A 24,119-nucleotide genomic window follows, 5' to 3' on the forward strand; every position below is an offset into this window, starting at 1 on the left:
CGTTGATTTCCACGCGTCAGGTGTGAGTTTCAAGCCTGGCCTTGACATCGCATGAGCCGCTGTCAAGGTATGTTAACATTGCAGGATTGTTTCTGACGTCGTAGTGAAAGCGATGTGAAACGCGGCGCAAATTAGCATTCCAGAAACTTGTTCCTGGTAAGATCGTGATGCGAGTCGTGAAGAGGATGACCTATGGTTGATCTCGTAATCACTCTGAACATCTTTTTCGCCACGGTGTATGCAACGATAAAGGAGCCGAAGATAAAGATAAAGAACGCAGTCATTTCGCTCGATCAAGCGAAATCTTCGTTGCTTGCCCTCATTCTCCTGATCGCCACAGGTGTGGTTCCACTCACCTTGATCAGAACCTCCCTCATGAAGCAGCTGAACATCGTGCCGTGGCAGATACTCGTGATCTTCTTTGGTTCAGCGTACATCTGTACCAGCCTGGACGCGTCTGGCCTGCTGAAAGTGATCGCTTACAAGTTTTTGTCGCTCAGCAAAGGTGATGGCAAGAAACTCTTCTTCAACACGATTCTGCTCGCAGGGATCATGACGATGTTCACATCCAACGACATAGTGACGTTGACGCTCACACCCATCATCGTCTACATGTCGCAGTATTCTGGTATGGACCCAATACCGTTGCTGATCAGTGTTTTCTTCACCTCGAACACGTGGAGCATGTTCTTCTACATAGGAAATCCAACGAACGTGATCGTTGCTCAGGCTTATTCGTTCAGCTTTTTTGAGTACGCCAGACTCATGTTCATCCCCACCATCGCGGCCATAGCAGCTTCACTGGTAGGCTTCTATGTTCAGTACAGAAAGAAGATCCCACAGCGTGTGGAAGCCAGACTCGAGCTCGATATAGACGAGGCTCTGAAAAGCAAGCTGTACGCCTGGCTTTCTGGTTTGACCTTCTGTGCTTTCTTCGTGACCGTGTCCATAGGAGATTTCATAGGTTTACCTCTGTGGAAGGCTGTCGTTCTGTACTGCGCGATCTACGCGCTGTTGAACCTCGCTTTTTCGGGCAAGATGTCGAAGGCGAATTTCGAAGACAGTCACAGCCTTTCTTTCTTCATCGATGTTTTCAAGAGAGTTCCTTGGAAGATTCTCCCCATGATCATAACTTTCTTCGTCTTCGTGCAGACCTTCTCCATGTACGGTCTCACAGATCTTGTTGGTAAGCTGTTCAATTTCAGGAACGACCTTCTCGTTTCTTTCTTCACCACGTACGTTACGGCTTTCGCCGCGAACATCATGATAAACCAGCCCATGACGATCTTCTTCGCTCACGCGCTCTGGCAGAAACCGATCAGCTACGCGTTGAGTTTGGTGGTCGGTTCGAACATCGGTGGGAACATAACTCTCATCGGAGCACTCGCCGGCATGATGTGGTCACGCATTCTCAAAAACTATGGTATAGAGATGAACAACGTCAGGTTTATCAAGAACACCTTCTTCGTCGCGATGCTGACGCTGATTGCGTCCAGCTTCGGAATCTGGATCTCCGTGAGGTTCCTTCACTGAGTCGCTGGTATCTCGTCTCAGTTGATGTAACATAAACCTGTGGAGGTGTCGCGAGTGGGACTGCACGTGGGAGTGGATATAGGCACGACGGCTGTGAAGGTCATCGTTTACGATTCTGACGCGTTGAGAGTTCTGCTCGATGTGAGCGAATCTTACGATGTCTTCTCCGTTGGGCCTTCAATGTTCGAACAGGATCCTGTACAGATCGAAAATGCGGTGTTCGAAGCGTTGAAAAAGGTTGGGGAGAAGTTCCCCCGCGTGGACAGCATCGTGCTCGACAGCATGTTGCATTCTCTTCTATTCCTCGATGAGGATTATCGGCCCGCCAGCAACGTCGTTCCCTGGGTGGACGAAAGATCGATACCTCAGGTTCTTCAAGTGAAGAAGGACAGACAGCTCGTGAGGACCCTGCAGAACAGGGCGGGTTGTGCCGCCAACTTTGCCTATCCCATTTTCAAACTCATGTGGTTCGCACAGAATGAGCCTGAGAGGCTCAAAAAGGCTCACAAGATCGTCTCGATAAAAGACTACATGTTCTACAGATTGACCGGCACGCTGGCCAGCGACATCTCGGTGGCCTCCGGCACAGGGTTCATGGACATACGCACCAAGACGTGGATGGCGGACTTGCTGAAAGAGCTGACAGGCGTGGGCGAAGACAAGTTAGTTGAACTCGTCCCGCCAACGTTCGCGAAGAAATTGACGAAAGAAGCAGGCGAAAGAACTAACCTTGCCAGTGGGACCGATGTGTTCATAGGCATCTCGGATGCAGCGGCCTCGAGCATAGGTTCAGGCGCGGGTATCGACGATTCGATAACGATCTCCTCGAGCAGCAGCGCGGCGATCAGATCGATCGTGAGTGAGCCGCCAGAGCAGTACCCTTCACCCGGTGTGTGGTGCTACGTTGTGGACGAGAATTACTACATCGCCGGAGTTGCAACGAGTAACGGTGGTATCGTGTTCGACTGGTACGTGAAGCTCTTCTCAAAGTACGATCACGCCCAGATCATAAAATTGATCGAAGAGAATTTCTACAACGTGGACGCTTCGCGAGCCGTGCTCTTTTATCCTTTCGTTTTCAGTGAGAGATTCCCTGAGCTGGATCCAAGCCTGAGCGCGAGGTTTCTGAACCTCCGCGGCGATACCACCGACTGGATGGTGGCACGAAGCGTTTTGGAGGGCATCATCTTCAACTTGAAGAGGATCTTCGATGTGGTGAAAGTTGTACCCAGAAAACTCGAAAACGTCTATTCGACGGGTGGACTGACGAGGGCGGACGTGTGGACGAAGATGCTTTCCAGCGTTATCAACGAAAAGATCATCGTACAGAGTAAGAGACAAGGTACAGCTCTGGGAACGGTATGGCACCATCTTGGAGAAGATCACAGAAAGAGAGCCATGGAAGCTTTGAAAAACGAACTTGAAGTTTACGAACCCGATCAGAGGTTGGTACCCTATTATCAGAAACTGTACGAAGCCTGGCTGGAGAAGCTCTGAAGAATCATGAAGCGAACTGAATCTGATACAGCTGGTAGTACACTCCCTGTTTCGCCAAAAGCTGGGCGTGTTTTCCCTCTTCGACTATCCTGCCGTTGTGCACTACCAGTATTCTGTCGGCGTTCTTCACGGTCGAGAGCCTGTGGGCGATCATGATCATCGTCTTTTCCTTCGCGAGTTCTCTTATGGCTGTCTCGATCCGCGTTTCCGTTTCGACATCTATGTTGCTGGTAGCCTCGTCGAGGATCAGTATCTTCGCATCGAACAGCACCGCACGAGCAAGGGCTATGAGCTGTCTCTCGCCGGCAGAGAGCGTGTAACCTCGCTCCACGATCTTGGTGTAGATTCCATCACTCAGGCGGGACACTATGTCGTACGCGTGGACTTTCTTCAGCGCTTCGATCACCTGCTCCTCGGTGTAGGTTTCGTCGAACAGTCTCACGTTGTCGAGGATTGTTCCTGTGAAGAGTATCACGTCCTGTGGGACTGCAGCTATCTGTTTTCTGATCTTCATCAGATCGTATTCGAACATGTCCTTACCGTCTATGAGGATCCGACCCTTCTGGGGTACGTACAGACCGTTGATGAGGTTCATCAGAGACGTTTTTCCTGCCCCGGTCTCGCCCACGATGGCGGTCAGCTCTCCAGGTCTGAAAACGACGTTGATGCCTTTCAGCACCCACCTGTCGGAATCGTAGCTGAACCACACGTCTTCGAACCTCAGTTCGCCTTTCTCGATCTTGAGCTGGCTGTTCGTTTTTCCAGCCGGTTCGGGCTTTTCATCCATGAGCGAGAAGATCTTCTCGCACGAAGCAACCGTGTTCTGTACGATGTCGTACTTCTCTGAGATGTCTTCCAGAGGCCTCATGAACGTGTCTATGTAAGCTATGAATGCGTACAGCTCTCCAAACTTTATGGTCTCCTGCAGTATCATTCTGGCGCCGAAGTAGATGATCACGCTCGTGGCCAGGTGCCTTACGAAGCTTATGAACGGTCTGAAGATTCCGAACACGTACATCTGTTTGATCTGCGATCTGTATAGCTCTGAACTCACCGAGTCGAACTCTTTTCTCTTGTAGTCTTCGGCGAGGAAGAGTTTTATCACACCCATTCCACTGATGTGTTCCGCAAGGTAGGCGTTCACTTTGGCCAGGTTGGTACGAACCTCTCTGTAGACCTTCAGATCGAAGTATCTGAACAGGACCATCGCGGCCGCTATGATGGGAAAAACGAAGCTGGTCGTGGCGAAAAGTTTCGGGCTCAGTCGAATCAAGAAATATATCGTACCAGCCAGGAGGAACACGTCCTTCACCATCGCCGTTATGACGCTGGTGAAGAACTCCTGGATGTTCTGCGTGTCGTTCACGATCCTCGTCGTGATCCTTCCTGAGGGATTTCTGTCGAAGAACGACATGGGAAGACTTAAAACTTTTCTGAAGAGCTCCGTGCGCACATCGTGGACGATCCTGTTGCCCAGATACGACGTGATGAAAGTGCTGAGATAACCGAAGAGGAACTGCGCTGCGAAGACGGCAAGCACTACCAGACTGAATCTGTAGATTCCGTTCAACCGTTCAGCAACTGGTAAGGTTTCGTTGTTCAAATAACTGTCTATGATCGTTCTGATCAGCTGTGGTGGCAAAAGGTCCACTATGGCCGAAGCCAGGACGATCAGTATCGCCAGGACGAAGAACAGGGTATACGGTTTGGCGTATTTGAGCAATCTGTTCAAGGTGACCACCCCAAAAGTTAGTTCCACGAATTATTTTATCACTCCATCTCGAGTTTGAAAAACCTGGTTCTGTTGAACTGATCTTTAAAAAAGCTGAGCTTTCCAAGGTTCTGAAGCAATTCTCTCAGACCACTTTCCTGTTCCGGTGACATCTCCATGATTATGGTCTTTCCTCTGAGCAGAGAAGGAACGGAGAAAAAGTTTCTGTAGAAATCGAGACCGTCCTCGCCCGCGAAGAGTGCCTCCGAGGGTTCTTTCTGAACATCGGCGGGAAGTTGCGCGAGGGAGGAAACGTACGGTGGGTTGGAGACGATCAACTGCACACGGTCCAGAAAATGTAAGAGTGGCTCGAGGTACGGACCTTTCAGAAGCCCTATCTGAACTTGGTACTTCTCGGCGTTCTTTTTTGCAACCTGGAGAGCTTTTTCACTGATGTCGGTTGCGAAGACCTCACACTGCGAATTCAGAGCGATTGCTATAGCGATGCAGCCGGTTCCGGTGCCGACGTCTGCAACCAGCTCGATATTCTTTTCCTCGATCACTTGCAAAGATAAGTCCACCAGAACCTCTGTCTCCATTCTCGGAATGAATACTCCTTCACACACGTACAGTTCCAGACCGTAGAAATAGCATTTTTCCGTGATGTACTGAAGAGGATAGCCACTCGCACGTTTTCGCGCCAGCGAAACGGCGAGCTGACACTGCGCTTCGGAAACTTCTTCTTCGAAATCCATCAACAGGCCTTCACGACTTCTGCCTGTAACTTTGCTCAATATAGAAAGAGCCTCCGAACCGCTCGATTCGGAGGCTTCCTTGAGAATATCTTTGATCTTTGTGTAGAGATCTCTGAGCTTCATATGCCGAACTTTTTCCTTACTTCCTCACTCATCCTGTCTGGCGTCCAGGGTGGATCGAAGGTGAGGTTGATCTTCACGTCCTTGACGCCTTCGATCTGTCTGACCTTGTCCTCCGCGTCCTGAAGTATGAGTCCCGCGAGCGGGCACGCCGGGGTAGTCATCGTCATCGTTATTGTGACGTTGTTCTCCTCGTCGACAACCACATCGTACACGAGCCCCAGGCTGACCACGTCCAGACCTATTTCGAAGTCTATGACTTCCTTCAGGGCTTCAAGAACCTTTTCCTTGGTGATCATTCAAAACACTTCCTTTCACGAGAGCTTTTCGAGCATGTCGCTGAGCAACGCAACGTGAGACATCTCTTCGCGAACTATGAGGTCGATCTTGTCTTTGCCGAGTCCCTGTGGGATCATCTCTTTGAGACCGAGGTAGAAAATTATCGAATCCTTTTCCACGTCTATCGCTATTCTTATAACTTCTGAAACGGACCTCACCTGTTTGAACCTCGTCGTGGGATCGAGTTTCGGATCGAACACCTTGCCACTCACCATCGCCCTCAGGTACGCTGCGGCTTCACCTTGAGGGTCGAGGAACTGCGAGATCTCGCGTTCTTTTCCGGCAAGTTCAAGCCTCATTTGGTGGAATCTCTTTTCATGTTCTTTTTCCATTTCTGCAAGCTTCAGAAAGACCGATTTCTTCGTGTACTCCGGGAACATTTCCGCCGCTCTGTTGTAGAAAGCGACTCCGTTTCTTTCGATCTGCTCTGCCATTTCAAAAACCTCATCGATGTTGAACATAACGCTCACTCCCTCTTCCCAAGTTCCGAATCAAGCATGATTATACCAGCGAAGTTGTCCCCGATGCGTTCCAGTAACGACATTATTTTCTGCGCGTTGGCTTCTTCTTCGATCTGTTCGTTCACGAACCAGTTCAGAAAGACGAGTGCCGCGTTATCGTTCAACTTTCGTGCCAGCTCGACCAGCGCGTTTATGCTCGCCGTGACCTTCTGCTCGTGCTCGTACGTGTGTTTGAACACCTCGAATGGGGAAGACCAATCCTTCCTCGGTTCGGCAAGGGCGAAGAGTTCCACCCTCCCTCCACGTTCGTTGATGTGCTCGAAGAACTTCATCGCATGATTCACTTCTTCCTGTGCTTGTTTCTTCATCCAGTGCGCCATTCCTGCAAGATTCTCGTGTTCAAAGTAAGCGGCCATGGAAAGATACAGGTAAGCCGATTCGAGTTCCTTTTTGATCTGCTCGTTGAACGCCCTCTCGAGCTCCTTTGGTATCATCGTGTAACACCTCCTGAATCGAATTATACGAAAAACGCCCCCAGCGGGGGCGTCGGTTTCAGACCTTCTTGTGGCAGAACCACCAGTCGTAACACTTGTACTGCTCTTTTCTCTTCTTCGCTTCCTCTATGCTCGTCGCGGGTGGAACGATGACTTCGTCGCCTATCAGTTCGTTGTTGGGCCAGTTTGCGGGTATCGCAACTTTGTGTTCGTCGGCCACTTTGAAGGCTTTCGCCATTCGCAGTATCTCGTCCAGGTTCCTTCCAACTTCCTGCGGATAGTACAGTATCGCGCGTATGATACCGTTCGGATCGACGAAGAACACCGCCCTGACCGTGTTGCTACCCTTCGCAGGATGGATCATTCCGAGCATCTCAGCGACTTTGCCCGTGTCGGCGATGATGGGAAATTCGATCTGTACACCCGTGTTTTCCTTGATCCACTCAACCCATTTGATGTGCGAGAAAACCTGATCCACGCTGAGACCGATCAGCTCAAATCCGAGTTCCCGGAACTGGTCGTATCTCTTCTGGAACGCGACGAACTCGGTCGTACACACAGGTGTGAAATCGGCCGGATGGCTGAACAGAACGAACCACTTACCCTTGAAAGCCTCTGGCAGCTTCATCTTACCGTGAGTCGTCATCACCTCGACCTCTGGAAACCTTTCACCTATCAGTGGAATACCCATAAGAACACCTCCCTCAGGTTCACTTTCAGGTTCACTTTTGCGTTCCAATTATAGTTTATCATATGCTATGGAGTGGTTTCATATTGTAACATCAACATTCTCATACTTTTTCATACTGTGCTTGGACCGTCACCAACGATCCCTGCCGAGAAAGCCTACCCTGAGACAAGACAACGCAGAGAAACCCGAAGACCTGTTGTGTAAAGGTTGAAGTTCCGGAACCTTTCCAAAAGGAAATCCGAGTTGCTCGAGAAAGCATTTCTGGAAGCGAAGTGACTGTACAACTGGCTGGTATCGGATACGGAACGGCTGGCTATACTGCTAACAAGTTAAGCGTGGTAAGTCGATGTGAGGGACGCTTATGAGAAAAGGGAACTGACCGTCCAAACTGAAAGAAAACGCTACAAAGTTTTTGGATTGAAGCACGAAAGGCTCGGCCACACGATACCGCTCCAGCAGTACGGCGTGATGTACAGCTTAGACTTTGCCCGGAACAGAGTGACGATACAGAAACTTGGAAAGTTCCGTGCTGGGCCTGCAACAGATACCTGCCGAGGCAGAGACAGCGAACGCCGTGCTTGTACGTAAGTCAAAAGGATCGGTTACTTCATAATAGCGTTTCTGAAGATGCACCGGAAGGCGGTATTTCAGAACGACTGCGTTAAGGAATGATCGACGCTTTTTCGGCAGACAAGTTTACTCTGTAAGTTTCCCCGGTGAAAGAAAAAGCCCACCCCTTTAGTGGAGGAAGTCACGGACGAACCTTTCCCACGCGGTCTTTGCGCCGAAGGCGTTACAACAGCGAACCTTTTCGTTCGAAGAAGAAGGGAATGAAACCGTGCAACGATGCAGGGTGGTGGGTTGATCTGCTTCACTGTTTCAGTTCGTTCAAGTATTTCTCTTCAGGGTTAACGACAGCGCCCGAACCAAATATGGCGGACACGAACGCGTTGGAAGCCAGCATTCGCTGGTGTTCTTGCATCGATAGTCCCCTGACACCCGCGTACGGTTTTGTCCTCCTGGCGAGAAGGTTGGCATCCTTCAAATAATGCACGAACAGGCCCAGCCACATGCCTGCTATGGCTGCGTCGTGATGTTTTTTGGCAAAGTCCAGCACGGCTCTCAGAAATTCGGATCTCGGTGTGTATCCACGCTTTTCGGATTCTGTTACGAGTGCTACGAGGAACCTCACGATGAACTCGAGAGTCAGACCGAGAAGCACAGTGTGGGTGAAGATGTTTCTGTGCTTTCCCACTCCAAAGGTGAGATCCGTATCGGGTAGGCCACCTTCGAAATCGAGACCTCCGCCGACCAGGAAAAGGGTGAGAACGATTATCACGAAATCGATCAGCGTGTCCACCCTCTGCTCCGGGCTCATCTGTTCCCAAACGGTTTCGATCTGCTCGAGCTTTTTCTTAAAACTCTCCTTCGTATCCTTCCACCATGTACGCGGTGCATTCCATCCTTCCTGCTTTATGGTTCTGTACAGATAGCTTACGAGCCTGGAGGAGCCTACGACCACGAACTTCACAAAGTTAAAGATGTCCCTGATTTTCATCTGGAACGTTATTCTTGCCGCTTCCTTAAGGGCGCTCAGTGCGATGTCACTTATTTCTCTGTCGGAGATGGTCTTGCGCAGCCCTGTCAGATCTTGTTTCAATTCTTCCAGCACTTTCTCTATCTCCCCACCACTTTCAATTTATCATACAGCGTGTCGAAAATCTTCACCGTGGGGATGAAAGCAAAAGCTTTGGAAGAAACTTGCGTACCGCGGCGAGCGCCACGCCTTCTTCCCATTCCGCGACCGCTCTCTGGAAGGTGGTATCACCGATGAATTCCGAATTGAACCTTTCTTTCACAAGTGTCTGAAGCATTTGCACCATATCGTCGTTCACAATACCCTCGCCGAGGAAGAACACGTTGCGTGGTTTGAGCACCATGATCAGGTTACCGAGAACGAGTGAGAATCTTCTGAACGGTTCAAAATAATACGTCTTCACCGAGTCAAAGTTCGATCGAGCACAGCTTCTGATCTCTTCCACGACTGGCCTGTACTTTTCTTCTTCGTTCATCACGAAATCTTCAAAGTCCACGTCTTTTTGAAGATACCGTTTGAGCACGGCGTACTCCGACGAATGGTACTCAAGACACCCAGTCTGTCCACAGTAACATCTTCCCTCGCCCGCAACGATCGAATGGCCTATTTCGAAATGCCTGGCATGTCCCCCGCTCCAGAAGCTGGCCCCGATACCAGTTCCGTAGCTGATCACCAGGAACTCTTCTCTTCGACGGTTCGAAAGAGAGTATGCGAGTGCATCGACGTCGTTCATGAGCAGAACGCGGTTGATTCCAAGATTCTGCCCCAAAATTTTCTGAATGTCGAGCTGTCGAACGTTCATGAGGTGCGATACTACGACCTTTTCCTCGGACACTATTCCGGAAGAGCACACGCCGATGCCGAGCAACTTCTCAGTTTTCAACGTTTCAACGACGTTCAGCAACGCGAACGTGTAACCTTCGTTGCTACGCATGTGCGAGAGGATTCGAACAGACCGTTTCTTCACCGGGCGCATCTTTGCGTCGAACAGAACCCCGCGAACTTCTTCACGACCCATCTTCACTCCGATGACGTACCAGGCGTTTGGATCGATGCTCAACAGCTGTGAGGGTCTACCTCTGCCTGGCTCGGTTTCGGTCACGTCGATGAGCCCTTCTGTTGAGAGTTCCCGCACGATGTAACTCAGAGTGCTCAGCGAAAGCTCTGTCAGGTTTGAAAGCTGTACTCTGGACATGGGACCGTGTTCGAACAGGCATTTCAAGACGCGTAGTTTGTTTTCTCTCCTCAACGCTGGTGCCGGCAATTTCTCACCCCAGAACCTGGAGGAAAGTTCTGAGATAGTTCATCAAATTCACAGTGGAAATGAACTTCTCCAGAACGGTTTTTCTTCCAAGCTCTCCCATCCGTTTTCTCAAGCTTTCGTTCCTCACCAGTTCGAGTATATACTCCGCGAGCGCTTCTTTCTCCCACGCCAGATAACCATTCTCGCCGTGCTGAATCTGGATCTTGACGCCACCAACGGGCCTGGCCACGACGGGCACTCTTTTGTACAGAGCTTCGCTGATCACCAGTCCGAAACCTTCCCTCGTGGCGGTGTGAAGGGCCACCGTGCTGGCGCGCTGTATCACGTTCACTTCCTTGCTTCCAACACCTCTCAGGTTGGTGCAGAACTTTATATCCTCGTCCATCCCCGCGTACCGCAAGACCTTTTCGAAAAATATCCAGCCCTCCGGATCGTCCAGCGCCATGGCGGAGACGATCGCGAGCTGGATCGATCCAAGCTCCCGCTTGATGATCCTGTAGACGTCGATTGCGGAGAAGAGGTCTTTCCAAGGATCGAACCTGGCGACTACAGTTACCAAAGGTTTCTCCATATCGATACCGAGTTTCTTTAAAGTCTCCGCGATGAAGCTCGGTTCCAGTTCGACGTTCTTCTCGCTCAACGGATCGATGCTGGGTGGGAACGCCGTACATTTCCCTCTCAAGCCTTTGTCCTTCGGAAAGTATTCTTCCAGATGGAAGATCATCCTGTCGTAGTTCGAAACGTACTGAGAAAATCTGCTCCAAACGTTTTCGTTCGGTGTCGACAGGTCTACGTGGCACCTCCAGATCCATTTCGTGTCGCTCCTGGCTCTGGCAAAGTTGCGTATCGCGGCTGGCTGTGGATCGTGTATCACAACGATGTCTTCGTCTCCTTCGATGAGTTCGGCATTCTTTTTGCAGATTTCCTCGTAGAACTTCCACTCTTCTTCCGTTATCTCAATGCCTGCCCCCTGCAGGGTGTTGTGAAACTTCTTCGTGATGTTGAAAAACTCCACAGGTGCTTCTATCACACGCCATTCAGCATCTAAACCGATCGATCTCATCAACGGAACGAGCGTCTGCAGTATCTCAGCCACACCACCACCGTAAGGAGTCGCGTTGATGTGAACCACCTTCAACCCCTGCAAAGGCTTCGCGAGTTCCTTGATCTGTTCAACCTGTTCGCCGACCAGGTTCCTGTACTCTTCGACGGACTTCTCTTGAAGTTTCACCCTCATAGGTTTCCTCCTTTCACTTGAGCGACCAGCCGATCATGCCTTTGATGTAGTAGCGTTGCAGCAGCAGATAGACTGAAATCGGAACCACCATCACCATGATCGCCGCCGATGAGAGCAGACCCCAATCGACGTGATAAACACCTCTCATGAGCGGTATACGCTGAGTCGCGAGCAGTTTGTTGGGTGAATACACCAATATCAATGCCAGGAAGAAATCGCTCCAAACCCAGGTGAACTGCAGCGCGAAAGCCGAACCCACTGCCGGCATGGCGAGTGGAAACGCTACCTTGAAGAATATCGTTATATCGCTGGCACCATCTATCCTCGCAGCTTCTTCCATCGATTTCGGAATCGTCGTGAAGAAGTTCCTCATGAAGAACGTGATCCACGGTATACCCCACGCGGTGTGAACGATGATCAGTCCGAGGTACGTGTCCACGAGGTTCAACGCGTTCATCATCTGAAAGATCGGAACGGCGATCGTCTGCTGAGGTAGTGCGAGTGCCACGACTATCAGTGCGAGTAGAGGCGTTCTCAGTTTGAATCGGTACCTCGAAAGGCCGTAACCTGCCATCGTGGCAAGAAAAAGGGGGAGAAACGTTGCGGGAACTGCGACCATGAGAGAATTCAGCATGCCTTTTGAAAGCGACGCCGTTGGATGGTTCCATGCACCCACGAAGTTGTTCAGGGTCGGCCGAAACGTCGAAAAGTTCCACCATCCTTTCAGCAGTTCATCGAGTGGTCTTATTGCCGTCATGAAAACGCCCACGAACGGTAGGATCCAGATCAGTGCCAGAAGCCAGCCAACGAGAGAGACCAAGAGCGTTTTCGTTTTCATGTCTGGTCCTCCTTCAGGGTTCTGAGCAGCGGAAGGCTCACCAGCAAAGTTGAAACCGTCATCAGAACGGCGACAACAGCCGACCTGTTGAAGTCCATGGCCCGGAACGCGTACAGGTACATCTGCAACGCCAGCACGTTCGACGCGCCACCTGGTCCACCCATCGTCGCCACATACACGATGTCGAAAACTTTCAGTTCCCAGAGCAACGTCATGGTGATGACGACGATCGTGATGGGTCTAAGCATGGGAACGGTTATCTTCGTGAAAATTTTGAACGGTGACGCCCCATCGAGTTGTGCTGCCTCATAGAGATCCTTCGGAATGGTCTCGAGACCGGCCGAGTAAAGGACAGTGGAAAAACCTGTCCAGAGCCACACAGAACCGGAGATCAAAGAAAGCAGGGCCGTGTCGGGATGGGCAGTCCACGTTTTAGGTTGTACACCAAACAGCTTGATGAACGCGTTGAAGATGCCGAGATTCCGATCGAAGATGAAGTTGATCATGACGCCACCAACGATCATCGGCATGACCATTCCAAGAAAGATGATCGATTTGATTATGGAACCTCCACGTACGTTTTTCAGAAGAACGGCCAGCAGAAGCCCCAGTGAAAGCGTCACAGGAAGGTGGATCGCGATCCACAAGAGGTTATGAACGAGGGCTCCGAGGGGAAAGCCCCTCCGGAAGCCCTCAACGTTGATGATTTCCCTGCTCGACAGTACCCTGACATAGTTGGCAAAGCCGACGAATTTGCCGCTTTCGTTGAAGAAGCTCAGCGTGACGGTCCTTGCGACCGGATAAACGACGAACACAGCTATCAGCGTGAAAGCCGGTAGCAGAAAGAACGCAACGTACTTTGTCCTGGCTTTCATCCGATCACTTCTTTGGTGCCTTCTCCTGCAACGCTTTGATAACTTCACTCAACCTGTCCGGAGCTACCCAGAGCAATTTGAGCTGATCCCAGAACGCAGGCTGGAACTCTCCACCGATCGAATCGTCCAGATCTGGCAGCACGGTCACACCCTGCACGATCTTCGCAACCTCTCTGTCGACCGGTGGATACACCGACAGATCGATGCCGACGGCAGTGGCGATGTGCCCACCTTGTTTCACCTGCATTGCCTGTCCTTCCGGACCGCAGAGCCAGGCGATCAGCTTCTTCGCTTCCTCAGGATACTGCGTGTACTTCGGAACGAACGCGTAATCCGCTCCAAACACCACGCCGGCCGCTCCCGGTAGGGCGAACACACCGAGGTCGTTCGGATCGTCGACCATACCCGTGATCCAGCTTCCCATGAAGTAAAGTGCGTAATCACCGTTCCACCACTGTTTCAATACGAGTGTCCATTCTGTAGGCTCACCGAAGTATTTGTTCTTGAGGAGCGTGACAAGCCTGCTCATACCCTTCATGACCAGGTTGCTGTCCCAGCGCACTTTACCCTCGATGAGATCGAGCTGCAGTTCGGGACCACCGAACGTGATCAAGAAATGTTCCGTGACGTCCGACAGAGGCCAGCCAACACCGTCACCACTCGCAATGGGTGCTTTGATGTTCGGAATCCTCTTGATCTTTTCGAGCAGCTCCACAAACTCATCCCACGTTCTCGGTGGTGTCAGGTTGTACTTTTCGAAGAAGGATTTTCTGTACCAAAAACCTGGCTTGACCTTTCCAGTGTACGCAGCTCCGTAGAGCTGGTTGCCAACCTTCACCGCATCCAGTGCACCGGGCAGATACTTGGATTCATCGATGACACCGTTGAGCGGGAGGATGTGACCTCTCTGACCATATTCCCTTATGAAGCTGGCCCACATGAATATGACATCTCCTGGCGCTTTCTTCGCGGCGAATTGAGCTGGTAACAGATTCGCCAGATCTTCCGCCCTGTAGATCTTGTACTCGATCTTTATACCCGTTTGTTTCTCGAACTCCTGAAGCACGGGCATGAACTTTTCCATTTCTGGACCGGCCCATGGACCTATGACGGTGAGTGTTTTGGCACTCAGGATAACGGCGAAGAGTAGGATTGATACGATCAACAGCCTTTTCATACCAGCACCCCCTCCAGTTTGGGTATTTTCTTCGTAACATGAATTAAGTCTACAGAAATAATACCACCTTACCTGTAACATGTCAAGCCAGTGGGTACTCACACGAATCTGACCATGGCTTTTCTCGTGCATCAATCCAAATCTTTGCTGAACGAAGATGAAAATTGTCTTCGATTCTGGAATCTTCACAGCCATCGTTTTCTACTTAGGAAACTGGATTCCGCAAGGGAACAAAAGTCACCTTAGCTTGAGGAGATGTAAAATACTATGGAATCGCCTGGGGGATGAAAGTATGAACCGAAGGGGATGGCTCATCAATCTTTTTCTCATAGCGGGAATACTGGTGGTGTTCATCGCGTCTGGTTCGCTTCGAGAGCGTGAAGATGAAATTGTCTGGTCACGTTTCGTTGGGACGATGAACAGGGATATAGCCTATGATCTCGCCCTGCTGGACGACGGCATCGTGATGGTCGGTTGGACATCCACGAGGGACACGAGCGATCAAAATATCATGATCGTGAAGTTCTCGAAAGATGGAAAACTTTCCTGGAACAGAGTGGTAGGTTCAACGGGCACCGAAGGTGGTAACTGTGTTGAGAAGACCAGCGATGGTGGATTCATCGTGGGTGCGATCAGTAACTCTCACGATGGTGAAACCCCCGCGCAATTTGGCGCTCAGGATGTATGGCTCATGAAGTACGATTCACAGGGAAATTTGCTGTGGAAACGTTGTTACGGAACGCAGGCTTACGAATCGGTCTTCGATGTGCTGGAAGATGATGGTTACGTTTTCGTTGGATACACCACCTCTGCAGGCGATGAAGATGTCTGGGTGGTGAGAGTGAGCAGAGATGGAGAATTTCTGTGGCAGAGAACTTTTGACGGCGGCGGCTGGGACTGCGCATTCGCCATCGATAAGGCGCAAGATGCTTACTACGTTGCTGGCCTCACGAAATCGAGCGAAACCAGCGTTGACACTGCCAGTACCTCCGCCGACATGTGGATCCTGAAGCTGTCAAAAGACGGTGAATTGCTCTGGCAGAGAAAGCTTGGTGGTACAGATTGGGATCAGGCAAGCGATCTTCTGGTCACTGAAGATGGCAAAGTTGTGGTGCTCGGAATGAGCTGGTCGAAAGAAATCGCACAGCATGGTCGAGCAGATTTCGTGATCTTCGTGCTCGATCCTGACGGTGAGGTGATATTGCAAAAGAGCTACGGTGGCAGCCAGGATGATATAGCACAAAAGATCGCCAGGCTCGATGACGGATATCTTCTGGTTGGAACGACGTGGTCCGATGACGTGTACGGTGCGAAAAGGAACGGCGGAAGTGATTATTTGGTGATGAAAATAGACAAAAGCGGCGAACTCATCTGGTCGAAATGCTTTGGATCGACCATGGACGAAATCGGTTACGCCGTCGCTGTTGACAAGACAAACTACTACGTTGCCGGCGTTTCTTATTCGTACTTTTTTGGATTGCGGTTGCGCTCACACGGTGGTGGAGATGCGCTGCTTTTGAAGCTCAGATTGAAGTGAAAAAGGGCCCGCAGATCTGGGCCCTTCTTTCAAGCTCTGGTAACGTTGAATTTTACAGGCGTTGGATTCGCTATGTTGTCTGAAACTGGACATCTGCTCTCAACGATCTGCAACCACTTCTTGAGAACATCCTCCGAAGCGTTCGTTTTTGCTTTGATCGTGACGTTTATCTCTTTGTAGCCAGCTCTTTCTGCGTTCGGCTTCCCCTGAAACTTTGCGGGATTGAGAACGCCTTCGATCTCTATCGCGAGGCCATCCAATTTCATGTTGAGCTCTTTGGCCACCATGTGCCCTACAACGTTCAAACAACCCGCAAGCGCCGCAAGCAAGTATTCAACGGGGTTGGCTCCCTTGTCTTCTCCTCCAAGCTGTGGTGGCTCGTCGACGTACATCGTGAAATTCCTTGTTTTCACCTGTACCCTGGTGGGAGTTTCAGAAACCGCACTCACGGAAAACTTGAGATCCATAGGTTCACCTCCAATTTTCATGGTACCATGTAAATATTCCGATTAATTGACTCAAGTATTGCATCTTGTGTTTTTCTCCCACTCGATACCTTGTGACGGCAGATGGGTAGAGAAAGACTTCGTGTTGGAAAGTAGAGGCAAACACGACAAAACTAGGGGTCTATTACCGGAGTGATTGGCCCCGGAAGAGGTTCTGGCGAGTGAGTTCAAATCTTGAGATCCAGTTGGTGAACGGTTCCGATGCGCCCGTCCTCTGTTAAATAGATACCAGTAGAGTTGATTTTTCCGACAATTTCAGCGCCATCGTAAAAGCTGAATGGAGTTCTCACAAAGCCGAGGAATATGGCTCCAACGTTCGCTTCCAAAAGAGGTACGAGCCTCACGTTGCTGGCATCAGCTATCAACAGTTTCAACTTGGCGAAAACAACGTCGTTTTCATCGATCCAATTGTTTCTGTCTGCATCGTATCCGGCGAGCTCCAAAAATCCTTGCCCAGTCGACGGTCCGAACAACTCGTGGGCATCGTCCAGCTTACCATTTTCATTCAGATCGAGCACCAACAGTGCGGCATTCCTCGGGAGCCTTATCTCGTCCACAGCACCGTCGAAATTGATATCCAGCGTCAGTTTCCTGTTAAAGAGTTCCAGCGGTGCATCGTCTAACTTCAGCACTAAAGGATCCTGTAGATTCCCGACCACGAGCCGCACGAACTCGCTTCGTTCGAAGCTTCTGCTCAGATGGAAATTGATTTCGAACTCTATTCTTCTTCCGTCTTTTGTTTCAACATAACCGTGTGTGGAGAAGCTGGCAGTCTCAGACTCTCTTTCGTAATCGCTCCGCTCGTACACCACTCCAACCTGAACGCTACCGCTGTCTGTTCGCTCAACACTTTCGTGTGATTCGCTGATCTCGAGCAGCAGCAACTTCACTTTGCGTCCCGTGAGCTTTTCGAGGATCGCCTTGATCAGCTTCAACTTGGCTTTGTCTTTTTCACTCATTTTGATCTCGAATTTCGCTTGCTGTACTCTCACCGGTTCGAAGACCGGCGTCCGAGTAATCTGGATCCGTTCCTGCGTTCGTTTCACGTGTTCTCTGCTGTAACTTGACACCATCGCCACGTGATAGTTCTCTATCTTCACCGTATCAACTCCGAATCTCTTATCGGCAAAGAGGCAAAAAAATTTGGCGGCAGCGCCGCCAGGCTATAGAACCGTCTCAGAATCAGCTTTTCTTGACCAACCGAGTTCTTGCAAACTGCAGCAGGAAAGCGATCGCGATCAGGCCAAAGCCGATCAAGTCCGTAACACCTCTTGGCTCGATGAGCAGGATTCCACCGAGCCCGTACAAAAATCTTTCCCACAGGGAAAGGTTGCCCATGAGGTAACCTGCAAGCCCTCCAGAGAGCACGAACAATCCTGCAACGCACGTGAACAGCGGCCAGAGGACCTGCAAAGGATTGGTCACATTGACCAGGAGCAACTGTGGCGAAAGCACGAACGCGTACGGAACGAGGAACGCGGCAATCGCGAGTCTCGACGCGGTCAGACCCGTTCTCATCGGGTTTGCCCTCGCTATTCCGGCACCGGCCATGGCCGCAAGGGCGACCGGGGGTGTGACGTCCGCGATGATGCCGAAGTAGAATGCGAACATGTGCGCAGCCAAAACTGGTACACCCAGCCTGAGCAAGGCCGGGGCTGCGATCGTCGAGGTGATCACGTAGTTGGCGGTCGTCGGCACTCCCATGCCGAGCACCAGAGAAGTGAGCATGGTGAAGAAGAGAGTGATCAAAAGATTCCCGCGCGCCAGATCGACTAAAGCTGTGCCGAGCTTCAACCCTATGCCTGTCAACGTCACCACACCGATGATGATTCCAGCACACGCCGTAGCAGCGACAACGCTCAGAGCGCCTCGCGCTCCCGCTTCGAGTGCTGCCGGAATGTCAGAAAGCTTTATCCTTGTGCTCTTCCTTATGAGAGACGAAGCCACAGAAAAGACAATCGCGTACAGTGCAGCTTTCATGGGTGTGAAACCTGTGACGAGCAGGTATATGATGGCAACCAGAGGAAACAGAAGATGACCGCGCTCCAGAAGGATCTTCTTCATCTTCGGAAGCTCTTCTTTCGAAAGGCCCCTGAGTCCGAGTTTCTTCGCCTCCCAGTGCACGCCCATCCAGACGCCAAAATAATACAGTGCAGCAGGTATGGCGGCGGAGATTATTATCTTCGAATATGCGATTCCGGTGAACTCGGCCATCAGAAAAGCTGCGGCACCCATTATAGGTGGCATCAGTTGCCCACCTGTGGATGCCGTGGCCTCTACCGCACCTGCGAACTCCGGTTTGTAACCGAGCTTCTTCATCATGGGTATCGTGAACGTCCCGGTACCAACAACGTTGGCGACGCTGCTACCACTTATCATGCCCATCAAGCCACTTGAAAACACCGCGACTTTCGCTGGCCCACCGGTGGCCCACCCGGCGAGGGCGTTGGCGATGTCGATGAACAGCTGTCCGAGTCCCGTTCTCTCAAGAAAGGCGCCGAGGAGTATGAACAGGAAAACGAACGTAGAAGAAACACCGAGAGGAATACCGAAAATGCCTTCGGTCGTGTAGAAAAGATGCCCAACGAGTCTTCGCAACGAAACTCCTCGATGGGCCATTATGCCCGGAATGTACCTTCCATAGAGTGCGTACAGGATGAAACATATCGCCACGATGGTGATGGGTAAACCGACGATCCTGCGCGCCGCCTCCAGGACCAAGACGATGCCCAGAATTCCAACGATGAGATCCATCCTCGTGACGGTACCCGCGCGCAGGACCAATTCTTTGTAGTTCGCAACGATGTAAATGGTGGTGAACGGTGCCAGAATGGCGAGCAGAAGGTCAAACCAGTGAATTCTGTCTCTTGGCCATCTTTTACTGGCCGGATAGAGTAGGAAGATCAAACAAGAACCGAACGCCAGGTGGACAGAACGCTGTATCATCGCGTCCAGCACGCCGAAAGCGGCCGTGTAAAGCTGAAAAACCGAAAACGTTATCGCTATTGCGGTAACGATCCTGGCAAAAAATCCCTTGAAAGTTCTGTAGCGTGCCTCCCTGTCGTACTTTTCAAGAACCTCCTGAGCCTGACTGGCAACGTTCCTGTCGCTGCTCACGGTGATTCCTCCTCGAAAGATTTTTCTTCGAAAGAACGTTGTCTTTTCACATAGATCGTCAATGGGTCGTTGACGTTCGCTATGTCCTTGAACCAGATCGTCCCATCACTGAACACGATGCCGTGTCCATCGATATGAGAAACGCGGAGGGTGATCCGCTCGAACTTTCTTTCAAGTTTCAGTACGAATCTTCCATTTTCGAGAGCGAATCCTCCCTCCGCGTCCGAAGGCAACCCTGCCCCGTAAGAGCTGTACCGTGTTTCGTACAGAACCATGGAACCGTCTGGCTCGACTCTGAAACACTCTTCAACGAGCGTTTTTTCCACCGAATGAACGAACACAATTCTGAACTTGTCGTCCTGCAAGACTTTTTTGAAGATCACCTGGCCTTGCTTTTCAACGACGATTACGTAACGGAACACCAACGGGTTCAGCAAGAAGCATAGCAAAAGTAATTTCACAGTTCAGAGTCCCATCTCCTTGAAGAATTTTTCCGCACCAGGATGCAGCGGTATGGACATACCTTCTTTACCTGTCTCTGGGATGATGAGCTCACCTTTTGCGTGAGCTTCGATCAACCTCTTCTGGTTCGCGTACATGGTCTTGAGCAGTTGATAGGCCAGATCTTCTGGCATTTCTTCTCTGACCGCAAGCATCGCTTTCACAGCCACGGTGACAACGTCCGTGTCAACACCCTTGTAGGTCCCGGCCGGAACGACGATCTTAACGTAGAACGGATAGTCTTTCTGCAGAGCCTTGATGATCTCTTCTGCAATCGGAACAAGAACGATCTTTCTCACAGCCGCGAGATCAACGATGGCCGCCGTGGGGTGACCTGCCGTGACGAACGCAGCGTCGATGTTTCCGTCCTTCAAATTGTTCGCAGCCTCTGCGAAGCTCAGGTACTGCACCGTGATGTCCTTGTACGTGATGCCAGCAGCTGCCAGGATCTGTCTCGCGTTGACCTCGGTTCCACTTCCCGCAGCACCGACCGCGACCCTCTTGCCTTTCAGATCGTACACACTGTTGATACCTCTGTCTGCGAGTGCGACGATCTGTACCGTCTCAGGATACAGCGTTGCGAGACCTCTGAGCTGCAGGAAGGGTTCTTTGAAGAGTTCTACTCCGTTGTAAGCGTAGTAAGCTACGTCGTTCTGAACAAATATGACGTCCACTTCCTTGCTCTTCAACAGGTTGATGTTCGCGACGGATGCACCCGTTGACTGAACCATGGCGTTCATACCCTTGATGTTCTTGTTCCAGATATCGGCCATAGCGGCACCCAGTGGGTAGTACGTTCCAGCAGTGCCTCCTGTGCCGATGGTTAAGAACGTCGCAGCCTGCATTGTCACGAACAAAGTCATGAGTGCGACAACCAGCAACCTTTTCATGCACACACCCCCTCTCGAGATGGTAACGCTAAATCTATTCTAACATGATCGTCAAAAATATTCACACTCACTTCACCCCCGAGATTCGCGATACCACGATGGATCGCGTGAAAAATAGACCAACCCCCAAAGCTGAAACACATCGTGGCTGGAGGATCGTTTCATTTCAAACTGCTTCGAGAACACGCTGCAATGAACTGGCTGTAAACGAAACTTGCGCAACGAGCAAACAACACACAACTTTCCCTGTGTGGATTAGGGACAAAATAGGCCGGGAAAAGTGACGATCGGAACTGTTCAACTCATTCTTTGTCGAACGAAAGCTCCATGTAGTTCGCTTTCACACCTGGAAGTTTGTTGAGCTTGTCGCACAGCTCTTTGTGCTGTTCGGGACTTCCCACAAGTTCGAGCACTATCAAACCAACGTCGGAACAATTGTTGAGAACACCGTCATGAAGTCCGAGTCTCGTCTTGATCAGACATCCCCAGGCTGTGAGGATTTTCTGAACCTTCTCTGCCGTTTCTTTTCTGTTTTCCACAAGGATAGCCATGATGGTCTTCACAGGAATTTTTTCGGCCACAAAATCACCCCCGCTTTTCAGCCGATCTTTGAATTCCTTCAAAAGCCTTCACCTACAAGGACTCCGATCACTTCTGGGCCCGTGTGCGCGAGGATCGTTGCACCCACCCTTGCGAGACCGTCACACTTTGGAAAATTCGAAAGTACCTGTTCGAGCGTCCCTTTCACACGAACTGAGCCGTAACCGCCGTACAGCAGATAGTTAGAAAATTTCTCTGCGGAAGACTTAACCAGAGCGATCAACTTAGCAATGGCATCGTGCTGGTTCATTCCAACGGCTGCTTTTGCAACTTCACCTTCTCTATTTATCTTCAGCACTGGTCTGACATGCAAAAGCTTTCCCAGCAAAAGCGATAACTTTCCGATCCTTCCACCTTTCTTCAAATAATCCAGAGAACCCAGCAGGAAAAACATCTCACAGTGTTTCCCATACTCGGCCACACTCTGCTGGGAAATTCTCCTCCCTTCCATTGCATCTTTCATCAGTCTTGAGAGAATGTAGAAGATCTTGCCGCTGACAGCCTTAGAATCGAGCAGGAGGAAGTTCTTTAAACCCAAGTTTTCAATGACCATCCTCACCGCGTTGAAGGTTCCGCTCAACTTTTGCGATACTGTGAGCACGAAGATCTGTTCGTATTTGTCCTTGATTTCTTTGAACAACCTGATTATGTCCTCCATGCTCGGTAGAGACGTCGAAACGCTGTGACCCTGGCTCATGAGTTCACACAATCTGTCTGAATCTATGTCTATTCCGTCACGGTACTCTTTACCGTTGACGATCAACCGCAGCGGCAGTTTGTAGAGATCGAGCGGGGGTTTCCAGCCTATAGGAAAGTCCGCTGTGGAATCCACGATGAAAGCCACCGAGTCCACGAGTTGAATTCCCTCCCAGAATTCGCTTTCTAAACTGATTCTATCATGTTCCGTTCACTCAAAAAGGATACTCGTACCGCGAAAGTGAGTTCAAAACTTCGAAAGTACGAGTTCAAAGGAGCAAACAGGCAAGACAGTGAGTTACAGGGAGTTAGAGTTCGAAAAAATGAAAACAGGATCTCAAAACTGCCAAAATCCAGCGTTTGGAGTTGGCATTCAGTTTCCAGACAACTTGCAAGTGTATGTCGATTAGTTTTAAAATAATTCCTGGAAATATCTTCGAAAGAAAGATCAGCTTTTACTGACCTCACTCCAAGTTTGCGAGGCGTTCCTCATGAAGACTGTAAAGAAGGTTGATCCAAAGCTCATGAAGAAAATGAACAAGCAACTGATCCTTCGCTATCTGATCGAGCATGGCCCAACCAGCAGAACAGAGTTGGTGTCAAAAACCGGTCTTGCCAGCAGCGCTGTCTGGCGTATGGTAGATGAGCTTGTGGAAGAGGGATTCGTAGAACAGAAGGAGTATTTCGCGAGAACCAACACCAAGAAAGCTGCTGTTTATGGCATTGCGAGGAACTTCGTAACGTCACTGCTGATGGATGTTCAGGTACTCCAAACTACAGTGGCTCTGGGTTTTCTCGACGGTAGTTGCAAAATCCTGGAAACTTTTCCAACAGGAAGTTTCGACGATTTTTCGAAGAGAATAAGGAGCTTTTTGAGCGAGAAGACCCTGAACGAATTGTTTGGCAAAGGGGAAAACATAAGGGTAATTTTCTCTCTTCCAGGCATTGTAGACACAATTAAACGTGTGCTGCTGTACGCGCCGAATTTGAATTGGCACGATATAGATTTCAAAGAGGCGTTCGCCAGAAAAAGTAACGTTGAAGTAATAGTCGAGAACGATTCGAACCTTTCCTTGCTTGCAGAGTCATTCTATGCGAGAGATATTAAGAATTCTTCGAATGCCTTTTTCCTCTACCTTGGAGAAGGTGTGGGTGGGGCGATCTTCATAAACGGCAGGATAGTCATAGGTTCGAGTTTCGCGGCTGGCGAGATCGGTCACACACTAATTCAGTTGAACGGAACACTGACCGAGGTGGAAAAATTGTTGTCCATATCGAAATTGGTTGATGAGTTCGAGAGCAGGAAGAATCTGGAAAGGGTCGGTACTTTGAGAGAAAGGTTCGTCCGGTTGCAGAGGGCGTGGCTTTCGTCCGACGAGGTTGCAAAAGAACTCATACAGGAATTCATCAAGAATCTTGCGATCGTTATCAGGAATGTAGGTTACACACTCAATCCGGAGATAATCGTTTTCGGTGGTTCTGTGAGCAATCTGTGGGAAACTTTTGGTGCTTCGTTGCAGAGGGAGATAATCAGACTCGATGAGTACGGTTTTCTCAAAAATACACTTTTCAGAGACACACTGTTCAAAGAAACTTCGGCTTCCTTGCTCGGTTGCAATGTACTGGCAATAAACAAGTTTCTGGAAGATATGATGTGTTGAAAACCTTCTATTCTGAGGGGGA

Annotated in this window: 24 protein-coding genes; 5 read left to right on the top strand and 19 right to left on the bottom strand. The window is 50.3% G+C overall.

Annotated features, from left to right (window positions below; all coding sequences use genetic code 11):
• The first annotated feature begins 192 nt into the window (after positions 1 to 192).
• Both TSP01S_RS06015 and TSP01S_RS06020 read left to right on the top strand, forming a co-directional pair.
• Positions 193 to 1,533, top strand: coding sequence for an ArsB/NhaD family transporter (locus TSP01S_RS06015; protein ID WP_041077230.1), 1,341 nt, complete (start codon positions 193 to 195; stop codon positions 1,531 to 1,533).
• Positions 1,534 to 1,587: 54 nt separating this feature from the next.
• Positions 1,588 to 3,030 (top strand): gluconokinase, encoded by a 1,443-nt coding sequence (locus tag TSP01S_RS06020; RefSeq protein ID WP_041077231.1) that lies wholly within the window; start codon positions 1,588 to 1,590, stop codon positions 3,028 to 3,030.
• Positions 3,031 to 3,034: 4 nt separating this feature from the next.
• Here the strand turns inward: TSP01S_RS06020 and TSP01S_RS06025 are convergent, their stop codons facing one another.
• Genes TSP01S_RS06025 through TSP01S_RS06050 form a run of 6 tightly spaced genes read right to left on the bottom strand, consistent with a single transcriptional unit; the run spans position 3,035 to position 7,601 of the window.
• A complete protein-coding gene (locus TSP01S_RS06025; protein WP_041077232.1) occupies positions 3,035 to 4,771 on the bottom strand; it encodes an ABC transporter ATP-binding protein in 1,737 nt (578 codons plus the stop codon).
• 29 nt (positions 4,772 to 4,800) lie between these two features.
• Positions 4,801 to 5,619 (bottom strand): peptide chain release factor N(5)-glutamine methyltransferase, encoded by an 819-nt coding sequence (gene prmC, locus TSP01S_RS06030; protein WP_041077233.1) that lies wholly within the window; start codon positions 5,617 to 5,619, stop codon positions 4,801 to 4,803.
• Positions 5,616 to 5,915, bottom strand: a complete 300-nt coding sequence (locus TSP01S_RS06035; protein WP_041077234.1) for a metal-sulfur cluster assembly factor — start codon at positions 5,913 to 5,915, stop codon at positions 5,616 to 5,618. Before TSP01S_RS06035 ends, prmC begins: the two co-directional genes overlap by 4 nt.
• 15 nt (positions 5,916 to 5,930) lie before the next feature.
• Positions 5,931 to 6,416, bottom strand: coding sequence for a ferritin family protein (locus tag TSP01S_RS06040; protein WP_041077235.1), 486 nt, complete (start codon positions 6,414 to 6,416; stop codon positions 5,931 to 5,933).
• Between the two features lie 5 nt (positions 6,417 to 6,421).
• Positions 6,422 to 6,910, bottom strand: coding sequence for a ferritin (locus TSP01S_RS06045; RefSeq protein ID WP_041077236.1), 489 nt, complete (start codon positions 6,908 to 6,910; stop codon positions 6,422 to 6,424).
• Between the two features lie 58 nt (positions 6,911 to 6,968).
• Positions 6,969 to 7,601 (bottom strand): peroxiredoxin, encoded by a 633-nt coding sequence (locus tag TSP01S_RS06050; protein ID WP_041077237.1) that lies wholly within the window; start codon positions 7,599 to 7,601, stop codon positions 6,969 to 6,971.
• Positions 7,602 to 7,949: 348 nt separating this feature from the next.
• Here TSP01S_RS06050 and TSP01S_RS10080 point away from each other — a divergent pair, with 348 nt between their 5' ends.
• Positions 7,950 to 8,189 (top strand): hypothetical protein, encoded by a 240-nt coding sequence (locus TSP01S_RS10080; protein WP_052463522.1) that lies wholly within the window; start codon positions 7,950 to 7,952, stop codon positions 8,187 to 8,189.
• 283 nt (positions 8,190 to 8,472) lie between these two features.
• Here TSP01S_RS10080 and TSP01S_RS06060 read toward each other — a convergent pair whose 3' ends face one another.
• The 6 genes from TSP01S_RS06060 to TSP01S_RS06085 are packed head-to-tail and all read right to left on the bottom strand — an operon-like array spanning position 8,473 to position 14,589.
• Complete coding sequence (locus TSP01S_RS06060) at positions 8,473 to 9,273, bottom strand: hypothetical protein (protein WP_041077238.1); 801 nt, start codon at positions 9,271 to 9,273, stop codon at positions 8,473 to 8,475.
• A 52-nt stretch (positions 9,274 to 9,325) separates the two neighbouring features.
• The gene (locus TSP01S_RS06065) at positions 9,326 to 10,462 is read right to left on the bottom strand and encodes an ROK family transcriptional regulator (protein WP_041077239.1); all 1,137 of its coding nucleotides are present in this window, start codon (positions 10,460 to 10,462) and stop codon (positions 9,326 to 9,328) included.
• A gap of 4 nt (positions 10,463 to 10,466) precedes the next feature.
• Entirely contained in the window at positions 10,467 to 11,699 is a 1,233-nt protein-coding gene (locus tag TSP01S_RS06070; RefSeq protein WP_041077240.1) for a glycosyltransferase, read from the bottom strand.
• A 13-nt stretch (positions 11,700 to 11,712) separates the two neighbouring features.
• Positions 11,713 to 12,537 (bottom strand): carbohydrate ABC transporter permease, encoded by an 825-nt coding sequence (locus TSP01S_RS06075; protein WP_041077241.1) that lies wholly within the window; start codon positions 12,535 to 12,537, stop codon positions 11,713 to 11,715.
• Positions 12,534 to 13,412 carry a carbohydrate ABC transporter permease gene (locus tag TSP01S_RS06080; RefSeq protein WP_041077242.1) on the bottom strand — a complete coding sequence of 293 codons (879 nt, stop codon included), beginning with the start codon at positions 13,410 to 13,412 and terminating at the stop codon, positions 12,534 to 12,536. The genes TSP01S_RS06075 and TSP01S_RS06080 overlap by 4 nt, the downstream gene beginning before the upstream one ends.
• Positions 13,413 to 13,416: 4 nt before the next feature.
• Complete coding sequence (locus TSP01S_RS06085) at positions 13,417 to 14,589, bottom strand: ABC transporter substrate-binding protein (protein WP_041077243.1); 1,173 nt, start codon at positions 14,587 to 14,589, stop codon at positions 13,417 to 13,419.
• Between the two features lie 292 nt (positions 14,590 to 14,881).
• Here TSP01S_RS06085 and TSP01S_RS06090 point away from each other — a divergent pair, with 292 nt between their 5' ends.
• A complete protein-coding gene (locus TSP01S_RS06090; RefSeq protein ID WP_041077244.1) occupies positions 14,882 to 16,126 on the top strand; it encodes a hypothetical protein in 1,245 nt (414 codons plus the stop codon).
• A gap of 29 nt (positions 16,127 to 16,155) precedes the next feature.
• Here the strand turns inward: TSP01S_RS06090 and TSP01S_RS06095 are convergent, their stop codons facing one another.
• The 7 genes from TSP01S_RS06095 to TSP01S_RS06125 all read right to left on the bottom strand — a co-directional run bounded on the left by TSP01S_RS06095 (position 16,156) and on the right by TSP01S_RS06125 (position 22,593).
• On the bottom strand, positions 16,156 to 16,593 hold the full coding sequence (locus TSP01S_RS06095; protein WP_041077245.1) for an OsmC family protein: 438 nt from the start codon (positions 16,591 to 16,593) through the stop codon (positions 16,156 to 16,158).
• Between the two features lie 206 nt (positions 16,594 to 16,799).
• Positions 16,800 to 17,732: a hypothetical protein gene (locus TSP01S_RS06100; RefSeq protein ID WP_041077246.1), complete on the bottom strand. Its 933-nt coding sequence runs from the start codon at positions 17,730 to 17,732 to the stop codon at positions 16,800 to 16,802.
• Between the two features lie 82 nt (positions 17,733 to 17,814).
• Complete coding sequence (locus TSP01S_RS06105; protein WP_041077247.1) at positions 17,815 to 19,749, bottom strand: TRAP transporter permease; 1,935 nt, start codon at positions 19,747 to 19,749, stop codon at positions 17,815 to 17,817.
• Positions 19,746 to 20,210 carry a DUF1850 domain-containing protein gene (locus TSP01S_RS10085; RefSeq protein ID WP_082021660.1) on the bottom strand — a complete coding sequence of 155 codons (465 nt, stop codon included), beginning with the start codon at positions 20,208 to 20,210 and terminating at the stop codon, positions 19,746 to 19,748. Before TSP01S_RS10085 ends, TSP01S_RS06105 begins: the two co-directional genes overlap by 4 nt.
• 3 nt (positions 20,211 to 20,213) lie before the next feature.
• A complete protein-coding gene (locus tag TSP01S_RS06115) occupies positions 20,214 to 21,140 on the bottom strand; it encodes a TAXI family TRAP transporter solute-binding subunit (protein WP_041077248.1) in 927 nt (308 codons plus the stop codon).
• 302 nt (positions 21,141 to 21,442) lie between these two features.
• Positions 21,443 to 21,721, bottom strand: coding sequence for a hypothetical protein (locus TSP01S_RS06120; RefSeq protein WP_041078527.1), 279 nt, complete (start codon positions 21,719 to 21,721; stop codon positions 21,443 to 21,445).
• Positions 21,722 to 21,759: 38 nt separating this feature from the next.
• Positions 21,760 to 22,593 carry a DegV family protein gene (locus TSP01S_RS06125; RefSeq protein WP_041077249.1) on the bottom strand — a complete coding sequence of 278 codons (834 nt, stop codon included), beginning with the start codon at positions 22,591 to 22,593 and terminating at the stop codon, positions 21,760 to 21,762.
• A gap of 334 nt (positions 22,594 to 22,927) precedes the next feature.
• Here TSP01S_RS06125 and TSP01S_RS06130 point away from each other — a divergent pair, with 334 nt between their 5' ends.
• Positions 22,928 to 24,097: an ROK family transcriptional regulator gene (locus TSP01S_RS06130; protein WP_041077250.1), complete on the top strand. Its 1,170-nt coding sequence runs from the start codon at positions 22,928 to 22,930 to the stop codon at positions 24,095 to 24,097.
• Positions 24,098 to 24,119: the final 22 nt, after the last annotated feature.

This window comes from Thermotoga caldifontis AZM44c09 (assembly GCF_000828655.1).
Lineage (GTDB): Bacteria > Thermotogota > Thermotogae > Thermotogales > DSM-5069 > Pseudothermotoga_A > Pseudothermotoga_A caldifontis.